23 protein-coding genes are annotated in these 20,445 nt (G+C 70.7%); 7 read left to right on the plus strand and 16 right to left on the minus strand.

Annotation, left to right across the window (positions count from 1 at the left end):
• Positions 1 to 4 precede the first annotated feature (4 nt).
• Positions 5 to 751, plus strand: a complete 747-nt coding sequence (locus ABEB03_RS10920) for an SDR family oxidoreductase (protein ID WP_345645385.1) — start codon at positions 5 to 7, stop codon at positions 749 to 751.
• 78 nt (positions 752 to 829) lie between these two features.
• Here the strand turns inward: ABEB03_RS10920 and ABEB03_RS10925 are convergent, their stop codons facing one another.
• The gene (locus ABEB03_RS10925; protein ID WP_345645388.1) at positions 830 to 1,672 is read right to left on the minus strand and encodes an alpha/beta fold hydrolase; all 843 of its coding nucleotides are present in this window, start codon (positions 1,670 to 1,672) and stop codon (positions 830 to 832) included.
• 343 nt (positions 1,673 to 2,015) lie between these two features.
• Between ABEB03_RS10925 and ABEB03_RS10930 the strand changes: the two genes are divergently transcribed.
• Complete coding sequence (locus tag ABEB03_RS10930; RefSeq protein ID WP_345645391.1) at positions 2,016 to 2,786, plus strand: sigma-70 family RNA polymerase sigma factor family protein; 771 nt, start codon at positions 2,016 to 2,018, stop codon at positions 2,784 to 2,786.
• A gap of 194 nt (positions 2,787 to 2,980) precedes the next feature.
• Here the strand turns inward: ABEB03_RS10930 and ABEB03_RS10935 are convergent, their stop codons facing one another.
• From ABEB03_RS10935 to ABEB03_RS10980, 10 genes are all read right to left on the minus strand, one after another.
• Positions 2,981 to 3,637, minus strand: a complete 657-nt coding sequence (locus ABEB03_RS10935) for a fasciclin domain-containing protein (RefSeq protein ID WP_345645394.1) — start codon at positions 3,635 to 3,637, stop codon at positions 2,981 to 2,983.
• 67 nt (positions 3,638 to 3,704) lie between these two features.
• Positions 3,705 to 5,339: a molybdopterin-dependent oxidoreductase gene (locus ABEB03_RS10940; RefSeq protein ID WP_345645397.1), complete on the minus strand. Its 1,635-nt coding sequence runs from the start codon at positions 5,337 to 5,339 to the stop codon at positions 3,705 to 3,707.
• Between the two features lie 314 nt (positions 5,340 to 5,653).
• Positions 5,654 to 6,070, minus strand: coding sequence for a gas vesicle protein K (locus ABEB03_RS10945; RefSeq protein ID WP_345645402.1), 417 nt, complete (start codon positions 6,068 to 6,070; stop codon positions 5,654 to 5,656).
• Complete coding sequence (locus ABEB03_RS10950) at positions 6,067 to 6,300, minus strand: gas vesicle protein (RefSeq protein WP_345645405.1); 234 nt, start codon at positions 6,298 to 6,300, stop codon at positions 6,067 to 6,069. The genes ABEB03_RS10945 and ABEB03_RS10950 overlap by 4 nt, the downstream gene beginning before the upstream one ends.
• A complete protein-coding gene (locus tag ABEB03_RS10955) occupies positions 6,297 to 7,124 on the minus strand; it encodes a GvpL/GvpF family gas vesicle protein (protein ID WP_345645408.1) in 828 nt (275 codons plus the stop codon). The genes ABEB03_RS10950 and ABEB03_RS10955 overlap by 4 nt, the downstream gene beginning before the upstream one ends.
• Entirely contained in the window at positions 7,117 to 7,551 is a 435-nt protein-coding gene (locus tag ABEB03_RS10960) for a gas vesicle protein (RefSeq protein WP_345645411.1), read from the minus strand. Before ABEB03_RS10960 ends, ABEB03_RS10955 begins: the two co-directional genes overlap by 8 nt.
• Positions 7,552 to 7,571: 20 nt before the next feature.
• Positions 7,572 to 7,826, minus strand: a complete 255-nt coding sequence (locus ABEB03_RS10965) for a gas vesicle protein GvpG (protein ID WP_345645414.1) — start codon at positions 7,824 to 7,826, stop codon at positions 7,572 to 7,574.
• A gap of 17 nt (positions 7,827 to 7,843) precedes the next feature.
• A complete protein-coding gene (locus ABEB03_RS10970; protein WP_345645417.1) occupies positions 7,844 to 8,557 on the minus strand; it encodes a GvpL/GvpF family gas vesicle protein in 714 nt (237 codons plus the stop codon).
• Between the two features lie 2 nt (positions 8,558 to 8,559).
• Positions 8,560 to 9,042 (minus strand): gas vesicle structural protein GvpA, encoded by a 483-nt coding sequence (locus ABEB03_RS10975; protein WP_345645420.1) that lies wholly within the window; start codon positions 9,040 to 9,042, stop codon positions 8,560 to 8,562.
• 31 nt (positions 9,043 to 9,073) lie between these two features.
• Positions 9,074 to 9,433, minus strand: a complete 360-nt coding sequence (locus ABEB03_RS10980) for a gas vesicle protein GvpO (RefSeq protein ID WP_345645423.1) — start codon at positions 9,431 to 9,433, stop codon at positions 9,074 to 9,076.
• A gap of 148 nt (positions 9,434 to 9,581) precedes the next feature.
• Between ABEB03_RS10980 and ABEB03_RS10985 the strand changes: the two genes are divergently transcribed.
• Entirely contained in the window at positions 9,582 to 10,394 is an 813-nt protein-coding gene (locus tag ABEB03_RS10985; protein WP_345645426.1) for a histone protein, read from the plus strand.
• A gap of 3 nt (positions 10,395 to 10,397) precedes the next feature.
• Positions 10,398 to 11,387, plus strand: a complete 990-nt coding sequence (locus ABEB03_RS10990) for an SRPBCC family protein (RefSeq protein WP_345645429.1) — start codon at positions 10,398 to 10,400, stop codon at positions 11,385 to 11,387.
• Positions 11,388 to 11,841: 454 nt separating this feature from the next.
• Here ABEB03_RS10990 and ABEB03_RS10995 read toward each other — a convergent pair whose 3' ends face one another.
• Positions 11,842 to 12,231, minus strand: a complete 390-nt coding sequence (locus tag ABEB03_RS10995) for a RidA family protein (protein WP_345645435.1) — start codon at positions 12,229 to 12,231, stop codon at positions 11,842 to 11,844.
• 72 nt (positions 12,232 to 12,303) lie between these two features.
• On the opposite strand from ABEB03_RS10995, the gene ABEB03_RS11000 reads away from it, so the two are divergent.
• On the plus strand, positions 12,304 to 13,212 hold the full coding sequence (locus tag ABEB03_RS11000) for a LysR family transcriptional regulator (RefSeq protein WP_345645440.1): 909 nt from the start codon (positions 12,304 to 12,306) through the stop codon (positions 13,210 to 13,212).
• Between the two features lie 636 nt (positions 13,213 to 13,848).
• Here ABEB03_RS11000 and ABEB03_RS11005 read toward each other — a convergent pair.
• The 4 genes from ABEB03_RS11005 to ABEB03_RS11020 all read right to left on the minus strand — a co-directional run bounded on the left by ABEB03_RS11005 (position 13,849) and on the right by ABEB03_RS11020 (position 17,980).
• On the minus strand, positions 13,849 to 14,583 hold the full coding sequence (locus ABEB03_RS11005) for a class I SAM-dependent methyltransferase (protein WP_345645444.1): 735 nt from the start codon (positions 14,581 to 14,583) through the stop codon (positions 13,849 to 13,851).
• 567 nt (positions 14,584 to 15,150) lie between these two features.
• On the minus strand, positions 15,151 to 15,585 hold the full coding sequence (locus tag ABEB03_RS11010) for an ATP-binding protein (protein ID WP_345645447.1): 435 nt from the start codon (positions 15,583 to 15,585) through the stop codon (positions 15,151 to 15,153).
• 202 nt (positions 15,586 to 15,787) lie between these two features.
• Positions 15,788 to 17,536 carry a SpoIIE family protein phosphatase gene (locus ABEB03_RS11015; RefSeq protein WP_345645450.1) on the minus strand — a complete coding sequence of 583 codons (1,749 nt, stop codon included), beginning with the start codon at positions 17,534 to 17,536 and terminating at the stop codon, positions 15,788 to 15,790.
• A gap of 204 nt (positions 17,537 to 17,740) precedes the next feature.
• Positions 17,741 to 17,980, minus strand: coding sequence for a hypothetical protein (locus ABEB03_RS11020; protein ID WP_345645453.1), 240 nt, complete (start codon positions 17,978 to 17,980; stop codon positions 17,741 to 17,743).
• A gap of 364 nt (positions 17,981 to 18,344) precedes the next feature.
• On the opposite strand from ABEB03_RS11020, the gene ABEB03_RS11025 reads away from it, so the two are divergent.
• Positions 18,345 to 19,139, plus strand: a complete 795-nt coding sequence (locus ABEB03_RS11025; RefSeq protein ID WP_345645456.1) for an SDR family NAD(P)-dependent oxidoreductase — start codon at positions 18,345 to 18,347, stop codon at positions 19,137 to 19,139.
• A 294-nt stretch (positions 19,140 to 19,433) separates the two neighbouring features.
• The gene (locus tag ABEB03_RS11030) at positions 19,434 to 20,405 is read left to right on the plus strand and encodes an alpha/beta hydrolase (protein ID WP_345645459.1); all 972 of its coding nucleotides are present in this window, start codon (positions 19,434 to 19,436) and stop codon (positions 20,403 to 20,405) included.
• The last annotated feature ends 40 nt before the right edge of the window (positions 20,406 to 20,445 follow it).

Raw genomic sequence — 20,445 nt, forward strand, 5'->3', positions numbered from 1 at the left:
CGTCATGAAGGTCGTAGTCATCGGTGGAACCGGACTCATCGGCTCGAAGGTGGTCGCCAAGCTCAAGGAGCACGGACACGAGGCGGTGCCCGCCGCACCCAATACGGGCGTCAACACCCTCACGGGTGAGGGCCTGGCGGAAGTCCTGAAGGATGCTTCGGTCGTGGTCGACGTGTCGAACTCCCCGTCGTTCGCGGACGACGCCGTCATGGAGTTCTTCCGCACCTCCACGACCAACGTCCTCCACGCGGAGGCGGATGCCGGTGTGAGCCACCATGTCGCGCTGTCCATCGTCGGCACCGACCGGCTTCCGGAGAACGGCTACTTCCGTGCCAAGGTCGCGCAGGAGGAGCTCATCAAGGCGTCGGGCATCGCGTACTCCATCGTCCACGCCACGCAGTTCTTCGAGTTCGTGACGGGCATCGCCGACTCGGCGACCGAGGGCGACACGGTGCGGGTCCCCGACGCGAAGATCCAGCCCATGTACTCCGACGACGTGGCCACGGCGGTGGCCGGCGCGGCCATGGACGCGCCCCTCGACGGCGTGGTGGAGATCGCGGGCCCCGAGGCGTTCTCGTTCGACGAGTTCATCCGCACGGGCCTCGCCGCCGGGAACGACCCCCGTACCGTGGTCGTGGATCAGCACGCTCAGTACTTCGGTTCCGAGCTGGAGGAGAACAGCCTCCTCCCCGGCCCCGGCGCACATCTCGCTGAGACCCGCTTCGCCGACTGGCTCGCGCAGCGGAAGTAGTCGGCGGGTCGGCTCCGTGCGATGACCACAGGCGAGAGGGCGGGTGACATGGAGTCACCCGCCCTCTTCGTCGGTCGGTCAGCGGGTCGCCCGCGCCGCCTCCTCGATGATCCGGGAGACGTCGCCGGGACGCGAGACGCTGACGGCGTGCGACGCTCTGACCTCCACCGTGCGGGCGTCGGCGCGCTCGGCCATGAAGTGCTGTGTCCTCGCGGGGATGTTGCGGTCCTCGGTGGCCACGAGTGCCCAGGACGGGACGGTCTTCCAGGCGGGCGTGGAGGAGTCCTCCGCCAGGGCGGCAGCGGTCACCGGCCGCTGCGTGACCGCCATGATGTCGGCGGTGTTCTTCGGGACGTCGGCGGCGAACTGGCGGTGGAACTTGCCCTGTTCGATGTAGAGGTCCTGGCCCCGGGAGCCGTCGGGCAGGGTGACCGTGACGGGACGCAGGGCCGCGCCGAGCGTGCTGCCGGGGAACTTGTCCGCCAGTTCGAGTGCGCTCTCCCCCTTGTCCGGTATGAAGGCGGCGATGTACACGAGCGCCTTGACGTTGTCGGCGCCACGGGCGGCATCAGTGATGACCGCCCCGCCGTAGGAGTGCCCGGCGAGCACGACGGGCCCCTCGATGCCGGCCAGGAGTTCCTTGACGTAGGCGGCGTCGCTGCCGAGTCCGCGCAGGGGGTTCGCCGCGGCCACCACCGGGTAGCCGTCCCGCTTCAGCTTCTTCACGACGCCGTTCCAGCTGGTGGCGTCCGCGAATGCGCCGTGGACGAGAACCACCGTCGGCTTGCGGGTGTGCGCCGTGGGCGCCCTGCCGGCGCTCGCCGGGACGACCGTCGCGGCGAGGATGCCCGCGGCGATGCCCGCCGTGGCCACCAGGGTGAGCGGGGTACGGACCCTGCGGCGAAGAGGATGCCGGTTCATGAGTGTTCCTTTCGGGAATTTCGGTCGAGCGGTTGATATCGCTCCTATGACAGGAAGCTCATGAAAGATGTGACATCTCACGGAAAAAGGGCCACGGCGGCGGCGCTGTCGCCTCGTGTGGCAACGACCGGCCCGCGGGCGCTGGGACGCGTGATCGGCCGATGTCACAAACGGCGTTGCTGTCCGGTCTGAATGGTTGAACGCACTGAGGGAGCAGGGAGGTCGTCCTCCGGGACGTATCCCACCGACGAGGCGCCGGACCCGGTCCGGCCCTCGTGAACCGCGCCGGGGCGATCGACGCGCGGCTGTGCCGCATGGTGCCGCGCGAAGGGAGGGATGCCGTATGTGGCATTCCGATGAGGCGACACCGATCACGGAACTGCTCGACGAGCGGAGAGCTCTGTTGGCTCTCGTCCGCGGGATGCTGGGCAGCGGCAGCGAGCTCGACAGCGTCGTCGACGAGACCTATCGACGGTGGTACGAGCTGTCCGGTCCGGTGCGGGCACGTATCGAGGCACCCGGCTCCTGGCTCACGAACGTCGCGGGCGGCATCTGCCTGGCCCGGCTGGCGCTGCCCGTCCGGGGGGAGGCCCGGGCCGGAGGGGACATCGTGTGGCAAGTCGAGGCGGGGCCCGGCGAGCCGGCCGACCACGCGCGCCACAGCCTCCGCAGACGGCGCCTGGAGCCCACGACGCCGCAGCAGCACGATGCCGTCGTCCGTGCCGTCCGGCAGGCGTGTGCGGCCCGGGACGCGGCCGGTCTGGCCTCCTTGCTGGCCTGCGATGTCACGGCCTACTTCGACGGCGGCGGCAAGATCCGCGCTCTGGTCGAGCCGGTGCACGGCAGTGAACGGGTCGCCCGCACCCTGCTGACACTGCTCTCCGGACACGCGCCCACCACACTTCGCGCCCAGTCCGTCAACGGCAGGACCGGACTGGTGGTGCGCTACGGCCACCAGGTGGCCGCGGTCATCGGCCTCGACGTCACCGTCCGTCACGTCGTGCAGGTGTGGGTCACCCTCAACCCGGACAAGCTCCGCTCCTGGAACCCACCCGGCCCCCCGCCGAGCCCCCGCCCCGGACGCCGGCCACGCGGACGTACGTCGGCGTCGTGACCACGACGCCGGCACCCGAAGGACATGGGGTCGAGGTATGGGCCCGAAGTGGCGGTGGGGCGGTGTGCCGGGATGTCTGCGACGCAGGCAGGCCTGTCCGACCACGGGTGGGTCGGGGCGGCCGGTTCGTCCCGGCCGCCCCGACCCGCCCCGTCACACGTCGCCCGCTCTCGTCCGTCCCCGGCCCTCACACGTCAGCTCTTGGGCATCAGGACGGTGTCGATGATGTACACGTCGGCGTTGGCCGTCTTGACGTTGCCGCAGACCACCTTGGCGGAGTCGTTCACCGTGTAGGCCTCTCCCGAACCGGACGTCATGAGCTTCGACTTCTCCAGCGTGTCGAACGAACCGTTCTCCAGGTCCTTCGGAGCCAGCTTCCGGCCGACGACGTGGTAGGTGAGGATCTTCGTCAACTGCGCCTTGTCGCCGAGGACCTTGTCGAGCGTGGCCTTCGGGATCTTGGCGAACGCGTCGTTCGTCGGCGCGAACACCGTGATGTTCTCTGCGTTGTTGAGCGTGTCGACCAGACCCGCCTTCTTCACGGCCGACACCAGGGTGGACAGCGCCGGGTTGTTGGACGCCGCCGTGGCCACCGGATCCTTCGCCATTCCGTCGAAGGAACCCGCGCCGCTCCTCGGCACCGACGAACACGCCGGTCCGAACGGCTCGTCCTTCGTCGCCGGGCTGCTCGGGGCGCCGGCCATGCCGTCGTCCGAGGCGGACGCGGAGGACTTGGCAGCTGAGTCCGACTTGGCGGAGTCGCTGTCGTTGTCGGAACAGGCGGACAGGGCCAGGGGCAGCACAGCGGCTGCGGCCAGGGTGACAGCGGTACGACGGATACGGGTGTTCATCAGATCTCTCCTGTTGATCGACGCGGCGACTGCCGCTGGAACGGTGCGGAAGAAGGTCATCGGTGGGTCAGTCGACGGTCACCACCGTGGAGTGCCATCCACTGGCTCCGTCGGGGGCGGTGCGGGTGCGCTCGTCGGTCTGCACCGCACCGGTGCGGTCGGTGGCGCGCACCGTGAGGGTGTGGCCGCCCTTGGTGGCCGTCCAGGCGAACGACCACTGCCGCCAGGTGTCGCGGGAATCCTCGGCCGCGAGCGTGGCGGTCTGCCAGGGTCCGTCGTCGACACGGACCTCGACCTTGTCGATGCCGCGGTGCTGTGCCCAGGCGACCCCGGCGACCATCACCGTGCCCGCCTCGGGCCGGGCGAACGGCTTCGGCGTGTCGATGCGCGACTGCGTCTTGACCGGCGCCTGCCGCGCCCAGTCGCGCCGGACCCAGTACGGGTCGTAGGCGTCGAACGTGGTGAGCTCGATGTCCTCGATCCACTTGCAGGCCGACACGTAGCCGTACAGGCCGGGCACCACCATCCGCACGGGGAAGCCGTGTTCGAAGGGCAGTGGCTGTCCGTTCATGCCGAGAGCGAGCAGGGCGTCCCGGCCGTCCATCACGTCCTCGACGGGGCTGCCGATCGTCATGCCGTCCACGGACCGGGCCACCAACTGGTCCGCCGGGCCACCGTCGGACGGCGCCCGCACCCCGCACTCCGCCAACAGGCCGGCCAGACGCACCCCGGTCCAGCGGGCGTTGCCCACGTACGGCCCGCCGACCTCGTTGGACACACAGGTCAACGTGATGTCCCGCTCGACCAGTTCGCGGCGCAGCAGGTCGTCGAAGGAGAGCGTGACGGGCCGTCGTACACCTCTGCCGTGGATGCGCAGTCGCCAGGCCCCCGCGTCCACCTTCGGCACCACCAACGCGGTGTCCACCCGGTAGAAGTCCCGGTTCGGCGTCACGAAGGGACTCACACCCGCCACGCGAACCTGGGCGCCCTTGGGCACCGCCGAGGCCGGGGACCCGGGGGCGGGGAGGACCACCCGCTGCCGGGACGCCAGGGCGTCGCGGCCACGCCGTCCGTTCAGGGTGCGCCCGAGGACACCCGCTCCGGTGGACGCGGCGGCGGCAGCGGTCGCGGCGACGACGAAGCCGCGGCGGTCCCAGTCCTCACCCGACGGCTCGTCTCCGGCCGGTGAGCCGGCGGCACCGGTTCGGCCCACGTCGTCGGTGCGCCGGTCCGCCTGCCCGAGACGGCCGGCGAGCACGTACAGGAGCAGGGCGCCGGCCACCGCGCCTGTGAGTGACGGAAGGGCGTCGCCGAGACCGGTCGAGTCCGGACGGCCGGTCGCCGCGACCGCGCCCACCCCGCCGAGGACCAGTACTCCGGCGGCGCCGGTGCGCCGGCGATGCACGGCGAGAACGCCCAGTGCCAGGGCGAACAGCGCCAGAACCACGAGAATGCCGGCCTGCAGGACGACCTTGTCGCCGGTGCCGAAATGGCGGATGGCCCAGTCCTTTACGGGGGCGGGCGTGCGGTCGATGGCCGCACCGCCGACGGCGACGATTGGCGACGCCTGAGGCCGCACCGCGGCCGAGACCGATTCGGCGACACCGAGCGAGGCGAAACCGGCCAGTGCGCCACTCAGTGCGCCCAGCACCGTCCCTGTCCGCCGGTGTCGGCTGCGTGTCTTCTTCTCGTCGTCCCTCACGTGGGGAATCCGGTCCGGGACCGCAAGTGGATTGGTGGACTCCCCGATCGGATGAATGTCTCTTCCGGGGCAATCCGAACTACCCGCGGCAACGGATGAATCGGGGTCTTCCCTGCGCAGACCGCCTTGCACGAAGGCACTTTCATGACGTCGACCGGACGCGGTCACACATGTGCGGGCACGCCGTCGAATCCGTCGGGCGACGCGATGCGACGTGTCCGTGGAATCGCGGCCGTCTCCGCACCGCTTCGATCGCCGGCGCCGGCGCGGCGGCCGCGACCGGCGTCGCCACGGCGGTCCCGCCCTGCCGGGGGTCAGTCGGAGGGGCCCGGCGGCAGGAGCGTGCCGAGGGGGCCGAGGTCCAGATTGAGGTCGTCCATGGTCAGGCCGTAACTGGCGCACAACTCGTTCATGCGGTCGTGGAGGATCATGAGGGTGGCCCCCAGCCGTTCCTCTTCCTCCTCGGTGAGGTCCCCGCGGTCGACCCGGTGCAGTGCCTGCCGCTCCATGAGCTGTCGCAGCAGTTCGACGAGCGTGAGGACGAGCCTGACCAGATCACGCTCGACGGTGTCGGGATCGGCGCTGATCCGGCGGGCCGGGCGAGGAGGTCCCTGCCGACGGGTCCGTGCGATGTCGTCCGGTACCGCGGGCAGCAGGCGGAAGGCCCGCTCGGCCGCGTCGGTGATCTCCCCGAGCCGGTCGGGCGGACGGCCGTCGTCCGCGCCTGTCACGGCCCGGCCTCGGGACGTGCGGCCACGTCCCACGGAGACGGGTTCTGGGCGCTCACGGAGACGATCAGCGCACGCAGCGAGATGCGGACGAGGTCGATGTCGGCGATGGACAGCACCACATCACCGGTGAGCACCACACCGCCGCTCAGCAGGCGGTCGAGCAGGTCGATGAGGGCCACCTGGCGCTGCGCCAGAGGCTCGTCCGAAGGAGCCCGCTGCACCGGGTTCACGGCGCCCGCTCCGGTGCGGGGTTCTCCTCGCGCTCAGGGGCGGCGAAGGAGTACGGGGCCCAGGGCCCGGTGACCTCGATGCGTATGCCGGACAGTCCCTCCGCGGCGTCGAGGATCTGCTGCCGGAAGTCCTCCGCCGTCCCGCGTGCGACGAGATAGGCGTCGTTGACGACGTTCTCCCCGGTGCTCGCGGCGAGTTCGCCCTGCTGTACGCGGTGCCGGGCGTGACCGGCGGCCACGGCCCGCCCGATCGCCTCGACGCGCTCGGCGGCCCGCCGGGCGGCTTCGTGACGTTCGTCCATCGAATGCCGCTGCGCACGGCGGGCGCGCAGGTAGGCCCGTCCCGGGCTGAGGCCCTCGGCCGCCTCGGGCGCGCCCGCGGCGTCGGGTACCGCGGTGTCGGACGGCGCCTCGACGTAGATCTTGACGCCCCATTCCAGATGCCCCGACAACCGGTCGAGGGCCTGGGAGAACGTCGCGGCGTCCTGTCGCAGCATCGCCCGTACGCGTTCGTCGTCGAGGTACACCGTGGCGAGGCGGAGGGGCAGCACGGTGGTGTGCGCGGCCAGCACCTCGATGACGGTGTGGTGGGCGCGCGCGACCGCTTCCAGCCACTCCAGGTCCTCCAGATGGCGTCTGAGGGCGCTCTCCTGGAAGTCGGGGGCCGGCACCGGGCTCACCGCGGCCGCGAGTTCTTCCGCTCCGGTGCCCGCGGTCACGAGGCGAACCGGGGCCCGTGCCACGCCCTCCACCTCCGTCAGGGCCGACGCGAGCCCGGGGGCCTCGCGCAGCACCGCGTAGGCGTAGGTGACCTGCTCAGCCATCGTCCGCCCTCTCGCGCCGTACGGTGGACGGTCTGGAACTGCGACGCTTGGGGGCGGTCTTCGTGTCCTCCTCGGGAGGCAGCTCCCGCTTCTCCTTGAGCGCCTCGATCTCCGCTCGCAGTCGCCGGTTCTCCTCCGCCAGCGACCTTTCGCCGTCCGCGCGGGAGGACAGGGACGGATCGTGTTCCCACCAGTCGATGCCCATTTCCCGGGCCTTGTCGACGGAGGCGACGATCAGCCGGAGCTTGATGGTGAGCAGCTCGATGTCGAGGAGGTTGATCCGGATGTCGCCCGCGATGACGATCCCCTTGTCGAGGACGCGTTCGAGGATGTCGGCCAGGTTCGCGGAGGAGCCCTGGCCGTAGCCGTACGGCGCCCCCGCCCGGGACGGGTACGAGCTCAGTCGGCCGGCAGGGGTCTCCGACATGCGGTCACCTCGTCTCCCGTTCAGGGGGCTGTCTCGCCTCGCCGGTAGGCCGCGATCTCGTCCAGCCGGTCGAGGAGCTCGTCCTCCCGCTCCTCGAAGGTCTGCTGGTCGATGCGGCCTTCGAGCAGGTCCTTCTCCAGGTCGGCGAGTGCACGCTGCACGGGCTCCGGGTCGTAGTACTCCTGCTCGGCCGCCTCCACGACGCGGTCGACGACCCAGCCCACGCCCCGCACGGGCGCCAGCGGCAGGGTGAGAATCTGACTCAGCAGGCCCATGAGCAGCACCTCTCGGATCAGACGAAGCTGTAGGGCGGCAGTGGTCCGTGCAGCCGGAACTCGCACTCCTCGCCCAGTTGGTTGGCCAGACTGATCTCCGTGGCCAGGAACATCTCCTCCTTGTCCTCGGCCACCAGGAAGGAGACGTTCAGAAAGTCCTGGCCGCCCGGGGGCGACACGCTTTCTTCGCGTGCGTACGGGCGCAACGCCTCGACGATGCCCGCGGCGAGCGCCTCCTGCTGCGTCTGGACGTCCTGCGCGATCAGTTCGCCGAGCGCGATGGACATGGCGGGGGTGCCCGCGCCGTCACGGATCTGCTGGTTCAAGGTCCGGGCCTCGTCCGACTCCGCGAGGATCCGGCGCAGCAGAGCGTCTTCGTCCCAGGATGCCCTCAGGTGGTACTCGCTTCCGCCGTCCAGGCGTCCGAGCCGTTCGCGGTACTCCTCCGCCCGTTCCTCCAGGACTTCCCGCACCACCTGGTCGTCGTCGGCCGTGAAGCCGAATCGCAGGGGCAGGATCGCCCCGTCGGCCATCAGCCGCTCCTGGACCCCCTGATGCGCCATGACGTCGCGCCGCCGGGGACGCAGGTCCTCGGGAGCGTCGCTCACGACCGCGCACAGGTCCCCGGCCGTCACCGTGCGCAGCCGGCAAGGGGGATCGCCGACACCGGAGACGTCGTCGAGGGGCAGCGGGTGATCCTTCGAGGTGATGGAGTAGACGTAGACGCCCATGCTCACTCCCTCTCCCGCCGCGCGGTCCGCCGGGCCGGCCGGCGCCGCTTCTGCCGCGGCTCCTCCTCGTACTCCGCTTCCTCCTCGCCTTCGGCGTCCTCCTCGTACTCCTCGTCCTCGTCACCTTCGTCGTCGCGGCCGGTCAGGGACTCCCGCACGGCTTCGACGGCACCGGTCAGGGCACCCTTGGACTTGCCTTTCGCCCCGCCCTCGGTGACCTCACCGACCAGGTCGGTGAGCTTGGAGGGCTGCTTGCTGCCGGACTCCAGGTCGAGGCGGTTGCAGGCCTCGGCGAAGCGCAGATACGTGTCGACGCTGGCGACGACGATGCGCGCATCGATCTTGAGTATCTCGATGCCGACCAGGGACACGCGTACGAAGACGTCGATGACGAGGCCGCGGTCGAGAATCAGCTCCAGGACGTCGTACAGGGTCCCGGTACTCCCCCGCGAGACACTGCCTCCGCCCTGCGGCACCACGGTCATGGCGCCTCCCTTCGCCTCCCCCTCGTGCGTATCAGCCGCGCCGGTCGATCTGGCCGCGCGTATAACGGCGGGTCCGCTCGTAGGCCACCAGGTCTCCCTCGTCATCGAGTGTCACGTGGTACGTGCCGATCACGCTGGTGGTCTCGGGGACCCGCTCCAGTTCGAGTACCTCGACATCCGCCTCCCACCCGTCCTCGGTCCGTTTGATCGCCGACACCGATTCGGGAACGCGCCCGAGCAGTTCTGCCAGTTGGCCCGCCGCGGATCGCATCGCCCATGCCGCCGTGCGCTTGCCCGGCTTCCGGGCTCCACCGCCGCTCGTGCGACGCGTGGCGCCACCGCGGGAGGGTCGTCGCCCGCTCCCGGTGCCGTCCTTCTCCGACGCGGCCATCTTCGGTACTCCGTCACTGGGGCGGCACTTCCCGGCATACAAAACGTACTATTTGAGTATATAGCCCCAAAAAGGTGAGCTGCGATGGGCCGCTTGAGGCCGTCCGTCGGCGTGCGCCCACGCGGCGGCTCTCCGGAGGGAATGACCGATGAACGATTCGACGAAGATCGCTCTCGCTGCCGCCGTCGCCGGCGGCTACGTCCTCGGCCGAGCCAAGAAGGGGCGACTCGCCTTCGCGATGGCCACCTTCATCGCAGGCCGTCGCTTCGGACTCGAACCGCAACAACTGCTCACGGAAGGCCTGCGCAGGCTCCAGGAACTGCCGCAAGTCGCCGACCTGAACGAGCAGATGCGTGGCGAACTCAAGGACGCGGGACGCCAGGCACTGGCCGCGGCGGCCGACCGCAAGCTCGCGGACCTGGCGGACGCCCTGCACGAACGAACCGCGCGCATCGGGACCGACGACGGCCGAGCGGAGGAAGAGGAGTACGAACCGGAGGAGGAAGAAGAAGAGGAGGAGCCGGAGGAAGAAGAGGAAGAGGAGGAAGAAGAGGAGCCCGAGTACGAGGAAGAGGGAGAGGAGGAAGGAGAGGAAGAGGAGCCCGAGGAGGAACCGCGAACGGCCAGGAAGGCCGCGCCGAAACGCAAACGCCCCACCCGCCGTTCCGAACCGGCAGAGGAGAAGCGGGAGTCCGAGAGGCCCACGCGTCGCCGCACCGCCAAGCGGTCCGCGCCCCGCAAGGCGCCGGCCCGTAAGACCGCCACGAAGCGGCCGGCGGCCAAGAAGGCACAGCCGGCCAAGAAGACGCAGCCGGCCAAGAAGACCGCGGCGAAGAAGACCGCGGCCAAGAAGACGGCAGCCAAGAAGACCGCGGCGAAGAAGACGACGGCGAAGAAGACCGCCCCCAGGAAGAGCGCGGCGAAGAAGACCGCCAAGAAGGCTCCATCACGGCGGAGGTAGGCCATGGCCAGGACGGCGCAGGACACCGAGCGGGACGAGCCTTCCGGCCTCGACCGGTTGCGCGACGAGCTCAAGGACTACCTAGGCGCCCAGGTGGAGCATCTCGCGGATGTGGCGGGCGACAAAGTAGGTGACATCACCGACCAGTTGATGGACGTGGCCGACAGCGGTGGAACCCTTCCCAAGGTCGGCATGCGGGTCCTCCAGGGCGATTCCCCCATCAAGGCCCTGATCGGCGAGAAGGCCAAGAGCATCAAGGGATCGGTGACCGAGAAGGTCTCCGGCCTGTTCGGCGGAGGCAAGGGCCGCAAGTCCGGCACCAGCAAAGTCACCAACATCATCGAGCACTTGGACGTCGGCGTCCCGATACGCGTCGCCTACGACCACTGGACCCAGTTCGAGAAGTTCAGCTCCTTCACCAAGGGTGTGCGCAGCGCGTCCAAGGGGGACGAGACGAGCAGCGACTGGAAGGTCAAGGTCGGGCCCTCCACCAGATCCTGGAAGGCCACCGTCCAGGAACAGATCCCGGACGAGCGGATCATGTGGACCTCCGAGGGTTCCAAGGGCAGCACGCGTGGCTGCGTCACCTTCCACGAAGTGACGCCCACACTCACCCACATCGTGATCGTCGTCGAGTACTACCCCTCCGGCTTCTTCGAGAAGACGGGGAACATCTGGCGCGCCCAGGGCCGTCGACTGAGGCTGGACGCCAAGCACTTCCAGCGCTACGTCACCCTCTCCGACGAGGAGCCGGACGGCTGGCGCGGCGAGATCCGCGACGGCGAGGTGGTGCGCACCCACGAGGAGGCCGTCGAGGAGGAGGAAGCGGAGTACGACGAGGAAGAGCCCGAGGAGGAACAGGAGGAAGCCGAAGGCGAGTACGAGGAGGAGCCCGAGGAAGAGGAAGAGGAGGGCGAGGAGGAAGAGGAGGACGAGGACGAATACCCGGAGGACGAGACCGAGTACGAGGACGAGGAAGAAGAGGAGTCCTGAGGTCCCGCTCCCCGGTGAACCGCAGGTGAGCGCCGAACCGGCCCCGACTGTCCGCCTGTTCCGCCCCGCCACTCACAAAGCACGCAGGGGGAGCGACAGTTCGGGAGGATCAGGCGGCACGGTGTCGTTCGCGACCCCGGGGCCGCCCGTGGACCGGTACGGAATCGTCCGCGTCAGGGACCACACGCAGATGACGGCGCCTGGCGTGCCGGGGCGTCGGCGGACCGCCGAGCATTCGGTCCTCGACGCGGTCCATCCCGTACAGCAGAAGTCCCAGTACCGGAAGCACCAGAAGCGCTACGGCTATCACCACAAGGTCCCCTCCCGACCGACGGCAGATCCATCGGGTGCCCCCTTCTCCACCGGCCAACTACCGGTGTGTGTGAAGGTCCGGTGACCACGTTCCGCCTGCGTCGGGCGCGAGCCCGGCTCCTCGAACCGGACCGTGCGGCCGCTATCCGGAAGCCCGTCGGGCGTACACCTCGATCTCGATCTTCATACGGGGGTCGGCCAGGCCGCACACGAGCATCGTCGCGGCCGGCCTGACCGCACCGAAGCGGCGTCGCAGGACCGGCCAGCAGGGCTCGAAGTCCGCACGGTCGGGCAGCAGGTAACGCACCCTCACCACATCGGCGAACGTGCACGTCGCCCCGGCCAGTGCTGCTTCGATGTTCCGCAGGCACTGCTCGGCCTGTTCCACCACGTCGTCGGAGATCGTCATGGTGGCGTAGTCGAACCCGGTCGTCCCGGACACATGGACCCAGTCGCCGTCGACCACGGCGCGGGCATAGCCGATCTGCTCCTCGAACGTCGAGCCACTGAGGATCGCGTGCCGCTCTGTCATGCGCCGAACGCTAAGCACTCCGCACCGATACGTCCAATACGGCTGGAGGACTCAGCTGATATCACTAGGCGTATGGACCGTCCCGAAATCCCCTTGCCTCAGCTGCACGCGTTCGTCGTGCTCGCGGAGGAGCTCCACTTCGGCCACGCGGCCGCCCGCCTCGGCATCGCCCAGCCGCCGCTGAGCCAGCAGATCCGCCGGCTGGAGGACAAGGTCGGCCACGCGCTGTTCAGCCGTACCCCCGGACGCGTCGCCCTCACACCGGCAGGCCGGGAACTGTTGCCCGCCGCGCGAGGGGCCCTCACCGAACTCTCCGACGGACTGGCCGCGGCGCGGGCCGTCGGCAGCGGCCGGGCCGGCCGCCTGCGGATCGGGTTCGCGGCGTCGCTGGCCCTGACCGTACTGCCGGGCCTGCTGCGCACGTTCCGGCAGCAGTTCCCCGACGTACACCTGGACATCCACGAGATGACCACCGCGCCACAGCTCACCGCCCTGCACGACAAGGTCCTCGACATCGGCCTGCTGCGCGAACCCCCGGACGACGAGACGGAACTCAGCTTCCGGACCGTACTCAGCGAGCCCTTCGTGGCCGTACTGCCGTCCACTCATCGACTGGCCGCCCAACGAACCGTGGATCCCGCACAGTTGGCGGACGACCCCTTCGTGCTCCTCCCCCGAGCGGTCGGCCCTCGGCTCTACGACCGGATCACCGGACTCTGCACCGAGGCGGGCTTCACCCCCAGGATCGCCCAGCACGCCGTGGAGTGGCAGACCGTGTGCGCCCTGGTCGAAGCAGGCCTGGGCGTCTCCCTGGCCCCGGCGAGCATCCGACGCATCCGCCTCAAGGGGGTCGCCTTCCGCAGCACGCACCCAGGCACCGCCCGTACACGCGTCGCCGTCGCCTGGCGGAGCGCCGACCGGAACCCCCTGGTCACGCATTTGACGACGGCCATCAGCCAGAAGCCGACGGCCGGGCCGTAGCCCGGACGGGCCGCGGCCCCGGGTACGCCGCGAGAGGTCGTGCCGTCGCTTCCGTGCGCCTCGAACTCGTCCGTGCGCCTCGAACCCGTCAGTGCGCCTCGAACCCGCCGAGGCAGCGCCGAAGTTGACGCATTGGACAGGGGCGCACGCATCCTCACGGCCCAGCAGGTGGATCTCACCGGGGCGGAGCAGCAGTCGGCGAGCCATTCATGGGTGGCGTCATGGCCCCGACGAGGGCGACGCCCATCCGAGCCGCTGTACGGTCCCCGAGCCTCTTCCCCGATTCGCTGACGGTCCGCGCCCGCGATCGGCAGGCCGACCGGTCAGTCCTCACCCCGCACGATGTTCGATTCCGTACCCGGGCGCGTACCGCCGGGCGCTTGGCGCTCCACTACGGCGGGCTCACAGGTACGTATGGGCTTCCCGTTCAGCCGACGGGCCTTCGACCAGCCCGTTTCGGCTCGGCGGACACTTCGATCCGTGCCGTAGACGGCCACAGCAAACATCTTCCTTCCACTTCCACTGTCGAGAGACCGTCGGGTCCCCTTCAGGCCAACCATTAAACGCCCTGCGCAGGGGCTCCGCTCGTTGGATCACGGCCAGGTCCCCTCGGTCCGTCGCGTGAGCGGAGAGCTCTCAGGCGCCGGGGCGGCGCGCGGCCATGAGGTCCACGCACGGGGCCCGCACGACATCCAGTCCGGCTCCCCGGAGTTCGGCGACGATCACCGACGGTGGGGCGGGCCAGGTGTCGAACACCTCGCGCTCCTCGCGCAGGAGGAGACCGTCCCTCTCCACGCGGTAGGTGAACGTGATGCGCAAGGTCTCGTGGCAGGGCGTGCTCATGAGTTCGGCACTGTAGGTGTCGGGCCCGACACGTGCCGGGCCGAGCCGCCCGACCGTCCGGGGTCCGGCGGGCATGGCGGCGGGAGGAGGGTCGAAGAGCAGCAGGCCGCCGGGGACGAGCGCCGAGGCGACGGCCTTCCAGGCGTTGCGTCGTGTGACCGGATCGAGGCAGGCGACGACATTGGAAGCGACCGCCAGGTCCACCGCGTCGTCCAGGCCCGCTTCCTGCACGGGTTCGGGGTGCACGATGACACGAGCCCGCCGGTCGGCCCCGAGGTGCGCCAGCCGCGTCAGCAGCGCCGCCCGCATCGCGGGCGCCGGTTCGATCACGTGGACGGGGGCCGCGGACTCGGCGAGCAGGACTTCGGTGACGATGCCCGTGCCGGCCCCGATGTCCAGGATCCCGCGGCAGGCCCGGCGGGCGGCCTGGGTGAAGCGCCGTTTCGCCTGACGGCGGTCCCTCTCGGCCTGCAGCAGGTCGTAGAACTCGACGGACACCGTGTACGCAGCATCGGGCTTGTCGGTCACGGCGCCGCGGCCGTCCCGGCGACCGAGCCCGGCCACGGGCGCGGAGGGGCGGGCGCACCGGTTCGACGTGAGGTTCCGGTGCTGTCGGGCAGATCGGCGACCCGACGATCCGCGCCGCGCGCCACGTCTTCGTCGCCCCCGAACCGCGCAGGGGTGTCGACCGCGTCTGACATCGGCCCGCTCCCCTCTGCGCCGTCGTACCTGATGGGTGCCTGCCTCAGACGCTACGACGCTCCCGGTAGCGCGGCACGGCCACAAGGCCATGCGCGTGCGTGTTCCCGGTACCGTCACGGCCCGGCGGCGGCGAGCACACCTGTTTCACCGCCGCCGCGGCACGGCACGGTCGGCCACGCGCGCCCGTGCCCCGAGTACCGCGGTGGAGCGGGACGGCCGCGCGCGAGTGCGCCGGGCGGCTGGTGGTGGTCGCGCGGGGGTCTCACGGTGCGCCTGCGACGGGCGGCGGAATTCCGCCGCTCGGGTTCCGCCGTCGCGAAGGCCGACGCGCGGACCTCGGTCCCCGTACCGGGGCCGGTCAGGACGAGCGGGCCGGTACGGCCGTCGTGCCGCTCACCCGTCGAGGCCCTCGATCAGCAGCCCGTCGAACAGCGCGATCCTGGCGGTGATGCACTTGCCGACGGGCTCCCGCCGCGCCTCGAAGCCCTGCACCACCGCCATCACGATCTCCAGGCCGTGCTGCCCCACCCGCCCGGCGTCCGCCGCCCGTGCCACCGGCAGCACCGGGTCGGTGTCCCAGACCGAGATCTCCACGGCGCTTCCGATGATGCGCAGCTGAACCAGCACCGGTCCGGGCGCGTACTTCAGCGAGTTGGTGACCAGTTCGCTGACCACCAACTGCGCGAAGTCGAGGGCGCGGGCCGACACCGGCAGCCCGTACTCGGACTGCGCCCGTGTCAGGAACTCGGACACCTGGTGGCGCGCCATGGCGATGCAGCCGTCGGCGCCGTCGAGGGCCACGGTCACCTCGGCAGGTGCATCCGGCATCCGGGACCCCTCCTCGGGCGGGACAGGTTCCCTGCTGATGGTCTTCAATACCCCGTTCATACGCGCGCGCTTACCCCGTGACACACGTGATACTCCTACGGCCCAGGCACTTGGATGGGACATGCACGGACTCCGGCCCCCTTACGTGCCCGTACGTGCCCTCGTCCGGCGGCGACGCCGTGGTCCACGACCGCGTACCGCGTCACGGCGGCGGGGCGGTGGATCGGCGGAGCGCAGGCGTCCGCAGGGCGAGCAGCGCCACGTCGTCCTCGTTGTCGGCCGGCCGGGCCCGCTCCAGCAGCTGGTCCGTGAAGGACTCCAGGTCGCGGTGGACCAGGTCGGCCGCGTGCCGGCACAGCCGGTCCAGGCCCTCGTCGAGCGAGCGGCCCGGAGACTCGATCAGACCGTCGGTGTACAGCACGAGCGTCGATCCGGGCGGGAGCGACTCCGTGGCGTCGGTGCGCGGCCGGTCGGCCGCGGTGCCCAGCAGAATGCCGTGCCCGTCGGTGAGATAGCGCGCAATCCCGTCCGGGGTGACCAGCAGCGGGGGCGGGTGCCCCGCGTTGGTCCAGGTCAGCTGCCAGCCGCCGTCGCCGTCGTCGGCCGCCAGCCGGCCGAAGAGCATGGTGGCGACCGGGACCTCGGCGACATGGACGGCCGCCCGGTCGAGCCGTTCGACGACGAGGCTCGGCGGTTCCTGCTGGGACCACGCGTAGGCACGCAGCATGCTGCGCAGCTGGGCCATGCCCGCCGCGGCCTCCAGGTCGTGCCCCACGACGTCCCCGATGGCCAGCGCGAGCACACCGTCCGTCAGCGCAAAGGCGTCGTACCAGTCCCCGCCGACCTGTGCCGCGTCGGAGGAGGGCAGGTATCTGGCGGCCATCTCCAACTGCGGTACGCGCGGCAGTTGGGGCAGCAGATGCCGCTGCATGGTCTCGGCGACCTTGCGCTGCTGCTCGTACAGGCGCGCGTTGTCCAGGGCGAGGCCCGCCCTGCGCGTGATGTCCTCCAGCAGCGGCAGATCGGCCGCGGTGAACGGGTCGGGCCGCTGGGAACGGCCGAGCGTCAGGGCGCCCAGCACCTCGCGCAGGCCCCGTATCGGAGCGATGACCGCCGAGTGCATGCCGGTCGCCTCGAACAGCCGGCGCTGTTCGACGGCGATGCCGGAGTCGGGCGGGCCGTGATAGGTCTGCGGGCTCACCAGGGCGGACGCGACGCCCCGCAACGCCCGCGACAAGGGCATGGAGGAGTCCTCGGAGACCTGCGGCATGGCGCCCTCCAGGTCGCGCCGGTTCACGAGGGCTCCGTCCACCGCGTGCACCACCGCCGTGCGCCACACCGCGTTCCGGTCGGTGATCAGATCGACGACCGCCCAGTCCGCGAGCCGTGGCACCACCAGGGCCACCAGCCGCCGCAGCCCCTCGTCGACGTCCAGGGTGGAGGTCAGTTGGGTGGTGGCCCTGGCCAGCAGGGACAGCCGGTCCAGATCCGTGAGGGGCTCGAGCGCCGGCTTGGGAGGCACCGCCTCCGGCGCACCGGGCTCCGCCGGAGGGTGGAAGACCACCAGCGTGGCCGGCGCCGGCCCGCCGAGGTCGTAACGCGTGATGAGCCACGACACCGGCAGCAGGGAGCCGTCTCCGCGCTCGAACCAGTCCAGGTCCGCCTGGGCCGTGCGGCCGGCCAGGAACGCCTGGCGCATGCCGCACCGGGTCCGGGGCAGTTCCTCACCCTTGCTGGTGCGGTGCAGCAGATCGTGCGCGTCGCGGCCGACCAGGTCCGCGGCGGAGCGCCTCAGCAGTTCCTCGGCGCGCGCGTTGACGGCCACGAAGCGCCCCTGCTCGTCGACCACGTAGGCACCTGAGCCGAGCGCGTCGAGGAGGACACCGAGGTCGCCCGGTGGTCTGTCCTCGTCCCCCTGACCGGTCGTGTCCACGCCCTGCGGACCCCCCATTGCCCTGCCCCCATCACTTCGGTCCGAGGCGCGCACCCGGTGTTGCCGGGTCGTCCCGCCCCGCCGCTCCCAGCGCGGCCTACGCGTCTCATAGTGTCCAACGGACGCCCGCTCGAACATCACACGTTCGACCGACCGACCGGTGGGAAGTGACGGCCCGGGACACCCCGTACGGCAGAGAGGCACCGGGCGCCGAGGAGGACGTCAGGTGAGCGTGCCCACCAGCAGTGCCGCCGCGACCGTGAGCACGGCGACCGGCAGCACCGCCCTACGCAATCGCGTCAGCCAGTCGGCGGCCTCACGGCCCTCGTCCGCCGCTGGTTGACGCTTCCCGCCCTGCAACCGGAGCAGTTCACGGCACCAGCGGCAGTCGTCGCCCGCGTCGTCCAGCCAGTAGGCACCCGTCAGTTCGGCGAAGACCGCCCTTGCGCCATCGTCCCTCACAGCACTCACGCCGGGCCAACGACGGATCACGCCGACGGACCACTGCCGGGCACCAGCCTGTGATGCCTCCGCAGCCCAATCGTGATGGACGAGCCCCTATGGTGCCGGGCGCCTCGAAGCCGGCCCGCCGCAGCCGCGCGTGGCGCGCACGCCCCGGCCGCGCCTCGCAGAGCCTGGCGGCCGAAGGCGCACGCCGCCGCGCGACACGCCCCGACCCGCGCATCGTCCGAGACCTCGGCGCCGTCGCCCAGGATGATCCCTGCGGACTCCCCGGGCGCGACGCGAGGACAAGGTCGCGTCACATCGCGCCGGGTCCGTCGGATCGGCAGCCGCCACCGCCCGTCCCCGAGGAGGACATCGCACCGTGCACATCGATCTTTCGGGCCGCACCGCGCTCGTCACCGGTTCCACGCAGGGCATCGGCTACGCCATCGCCGCCGGCCTCGCCCGGGCCGGAGCCCGGGTGGCCGTCAACGGCAGGCGCAGCGAGTCGGTCGACGAGGCGGTGGAGCGGCTGCGCGGGGAGACCGGCAGCGACGGGCTCGTCGCGGCCCCGGGCGACCTGGCGAGCGAGGAAGGGACCAGAGGAGTCCTGGACGTCCTGCCCGCGGTGGACGTCCTGGTCAACAATCTGGGCATCTTCGGCGCCACCCCGCCCCTGGAGATCGAGGACGCCGAGTGGCGGCGCTACTTCGAGGTGAACGTGCTCTCCGCCGCCCGGCTCATCCGCGCCTACCTGCCCGGCATGAAGGAGCGCGGCTGGGGGCGGATCCAGTCCATCGCGAGCGACTCGGCCATCGTGATCCCCGCGGAGATGATCCACTACGGGATGACGAAGACGTCGCTGCTCGCGCTCACCCGCGGCTTCGCGAAGGACGCCGCCGGGACGGGCGTCACCGTCAATTCGGTCATCGCCGGTCCCACGCACACCGCGGGTGTCGAGGACTTCGTGTACCAGCTGGTGTCACGTGACCTGCCGTGGGACGAGGCCCAGCACGAGTTCATGATCAAGTACCGTCCTCAGTCGCTCGTCCAGCGCCTCATCGAGCCCGAGGAGATCGCGAACATGGTGGTCTACCTCAGCTCTCCACAGGCCTCCGCGACCACCGGCGGCGCGTTGCGGGCGGACGGCGGCTACGTCGACTCGATCCTGCCCTGACGCCCGCTCCACACCGTTCCGATGGCGCGACGAGGCCCTGGCCGGTGACTCGACGGCGTCCCTGGCCCGGGGGCCGGCGCTCGCCGGCCAGCCCGTCGAGGCGCATCCCACCGCACCGCATCGAGGCCGGACCGGATTCACCCGAAGGGCGGATGCGCGCACCCACGGGACCGAGCCGGGACCGGTCGCCCGGTTGCCGCACCGGACGGATACGCCTTGAGTCGGACACAGCGCGCTCGGGGCCACAGGCGCATGCACCCGCACAGGCCGGTACCCGTCCGAACCGGAGGATCCATGTCCGACATTCCCCCTCCCGTCACGCCCTACCTCGAACCCGCCGCGAAGGAGCTGACCGAGGCCACCGACCCGCATCCGCGCATCTACGAGGTACCGCCGGAGAAGGGCCGCGACATCCTGGTGAGCCTGCAGAGCGGCGAGGGCGTCGAACGGCCGGAGGTCGACGAGGAGTGGGTGACCGTCGACGCCGGGAAGTGGGGGCAGGTCCGCACCCGGATCATCAGGCCGAAGGGTGCCACCGGCCCGCTGCCCGTGGTCTTCTACATCCACGGCGCCGGCTGGGTCTTCGGCGACGACACGACGCACGACCGTCTCTTCCGCGAGCTGACCGTGGGAGCCGGGGCCGCGGGTGTCTTCCCCGTCTACGACCGCGCTCCCGAGGCGAAGTACCCGACCCAGGTCGAACAGAACTACGCGGTCGGCCAGTGGGTCGCCGAGCACGGCGCCGAACACGGCCTGGACACCAGCCGCGTGGTCGTGACCGGCGAGTCGGTCGGCGGCTGCATGTCGGCCGTCTTCGCCCTCATGAACAAGGAGCGCGGCGGACTCGACCTGAAGGCGCAGGTCCTGCTCTACCCCGTCACCAACGCCGACTTCGACACGCCGTCCTACCACCAGTTCGCCGAGGGCTACTACCTGACCCGCGACGGCATGAAGTGGTTCTGGGACCAGTACTCCGAGCCCTCGCAGCGGACGGAGGTGCACGCCTCGCCGCTGCAGGCAGGCCTGGACCAGCTCAGGGGCCTGCCCACGACCCTCGTCATCACCGACGAGGCGGACGTCCTGCGCGACGAGGGCGAGCAGTACGCCAACAAGCTCCGCGAGGCCGGTGTCGACGTCACCGCCGTCCGCGTGGCGGGCATGGTGCACGACTTCATGCTGCTGGACAGCCTGCGCGACACCCGTGCCGCCAACGTCGCCCGGCACCTCGCCGTCGACGCGCTGCGCAAGGCACTGCACGACAGCTGACGTCTCGCAGTCCCCGGCCCGCCCCGCCCCCGGATCCGGC

It is taken from the genome of Streptomyces siamensis (assembly GCF_039543605.1).
GTDB classification, from domain to species: Bacteria; Actinomycetota; Actinomycetes; order Streptomycetales; family Streptomycetaceae; genus Streptomyces; species Streptomyces siamensis.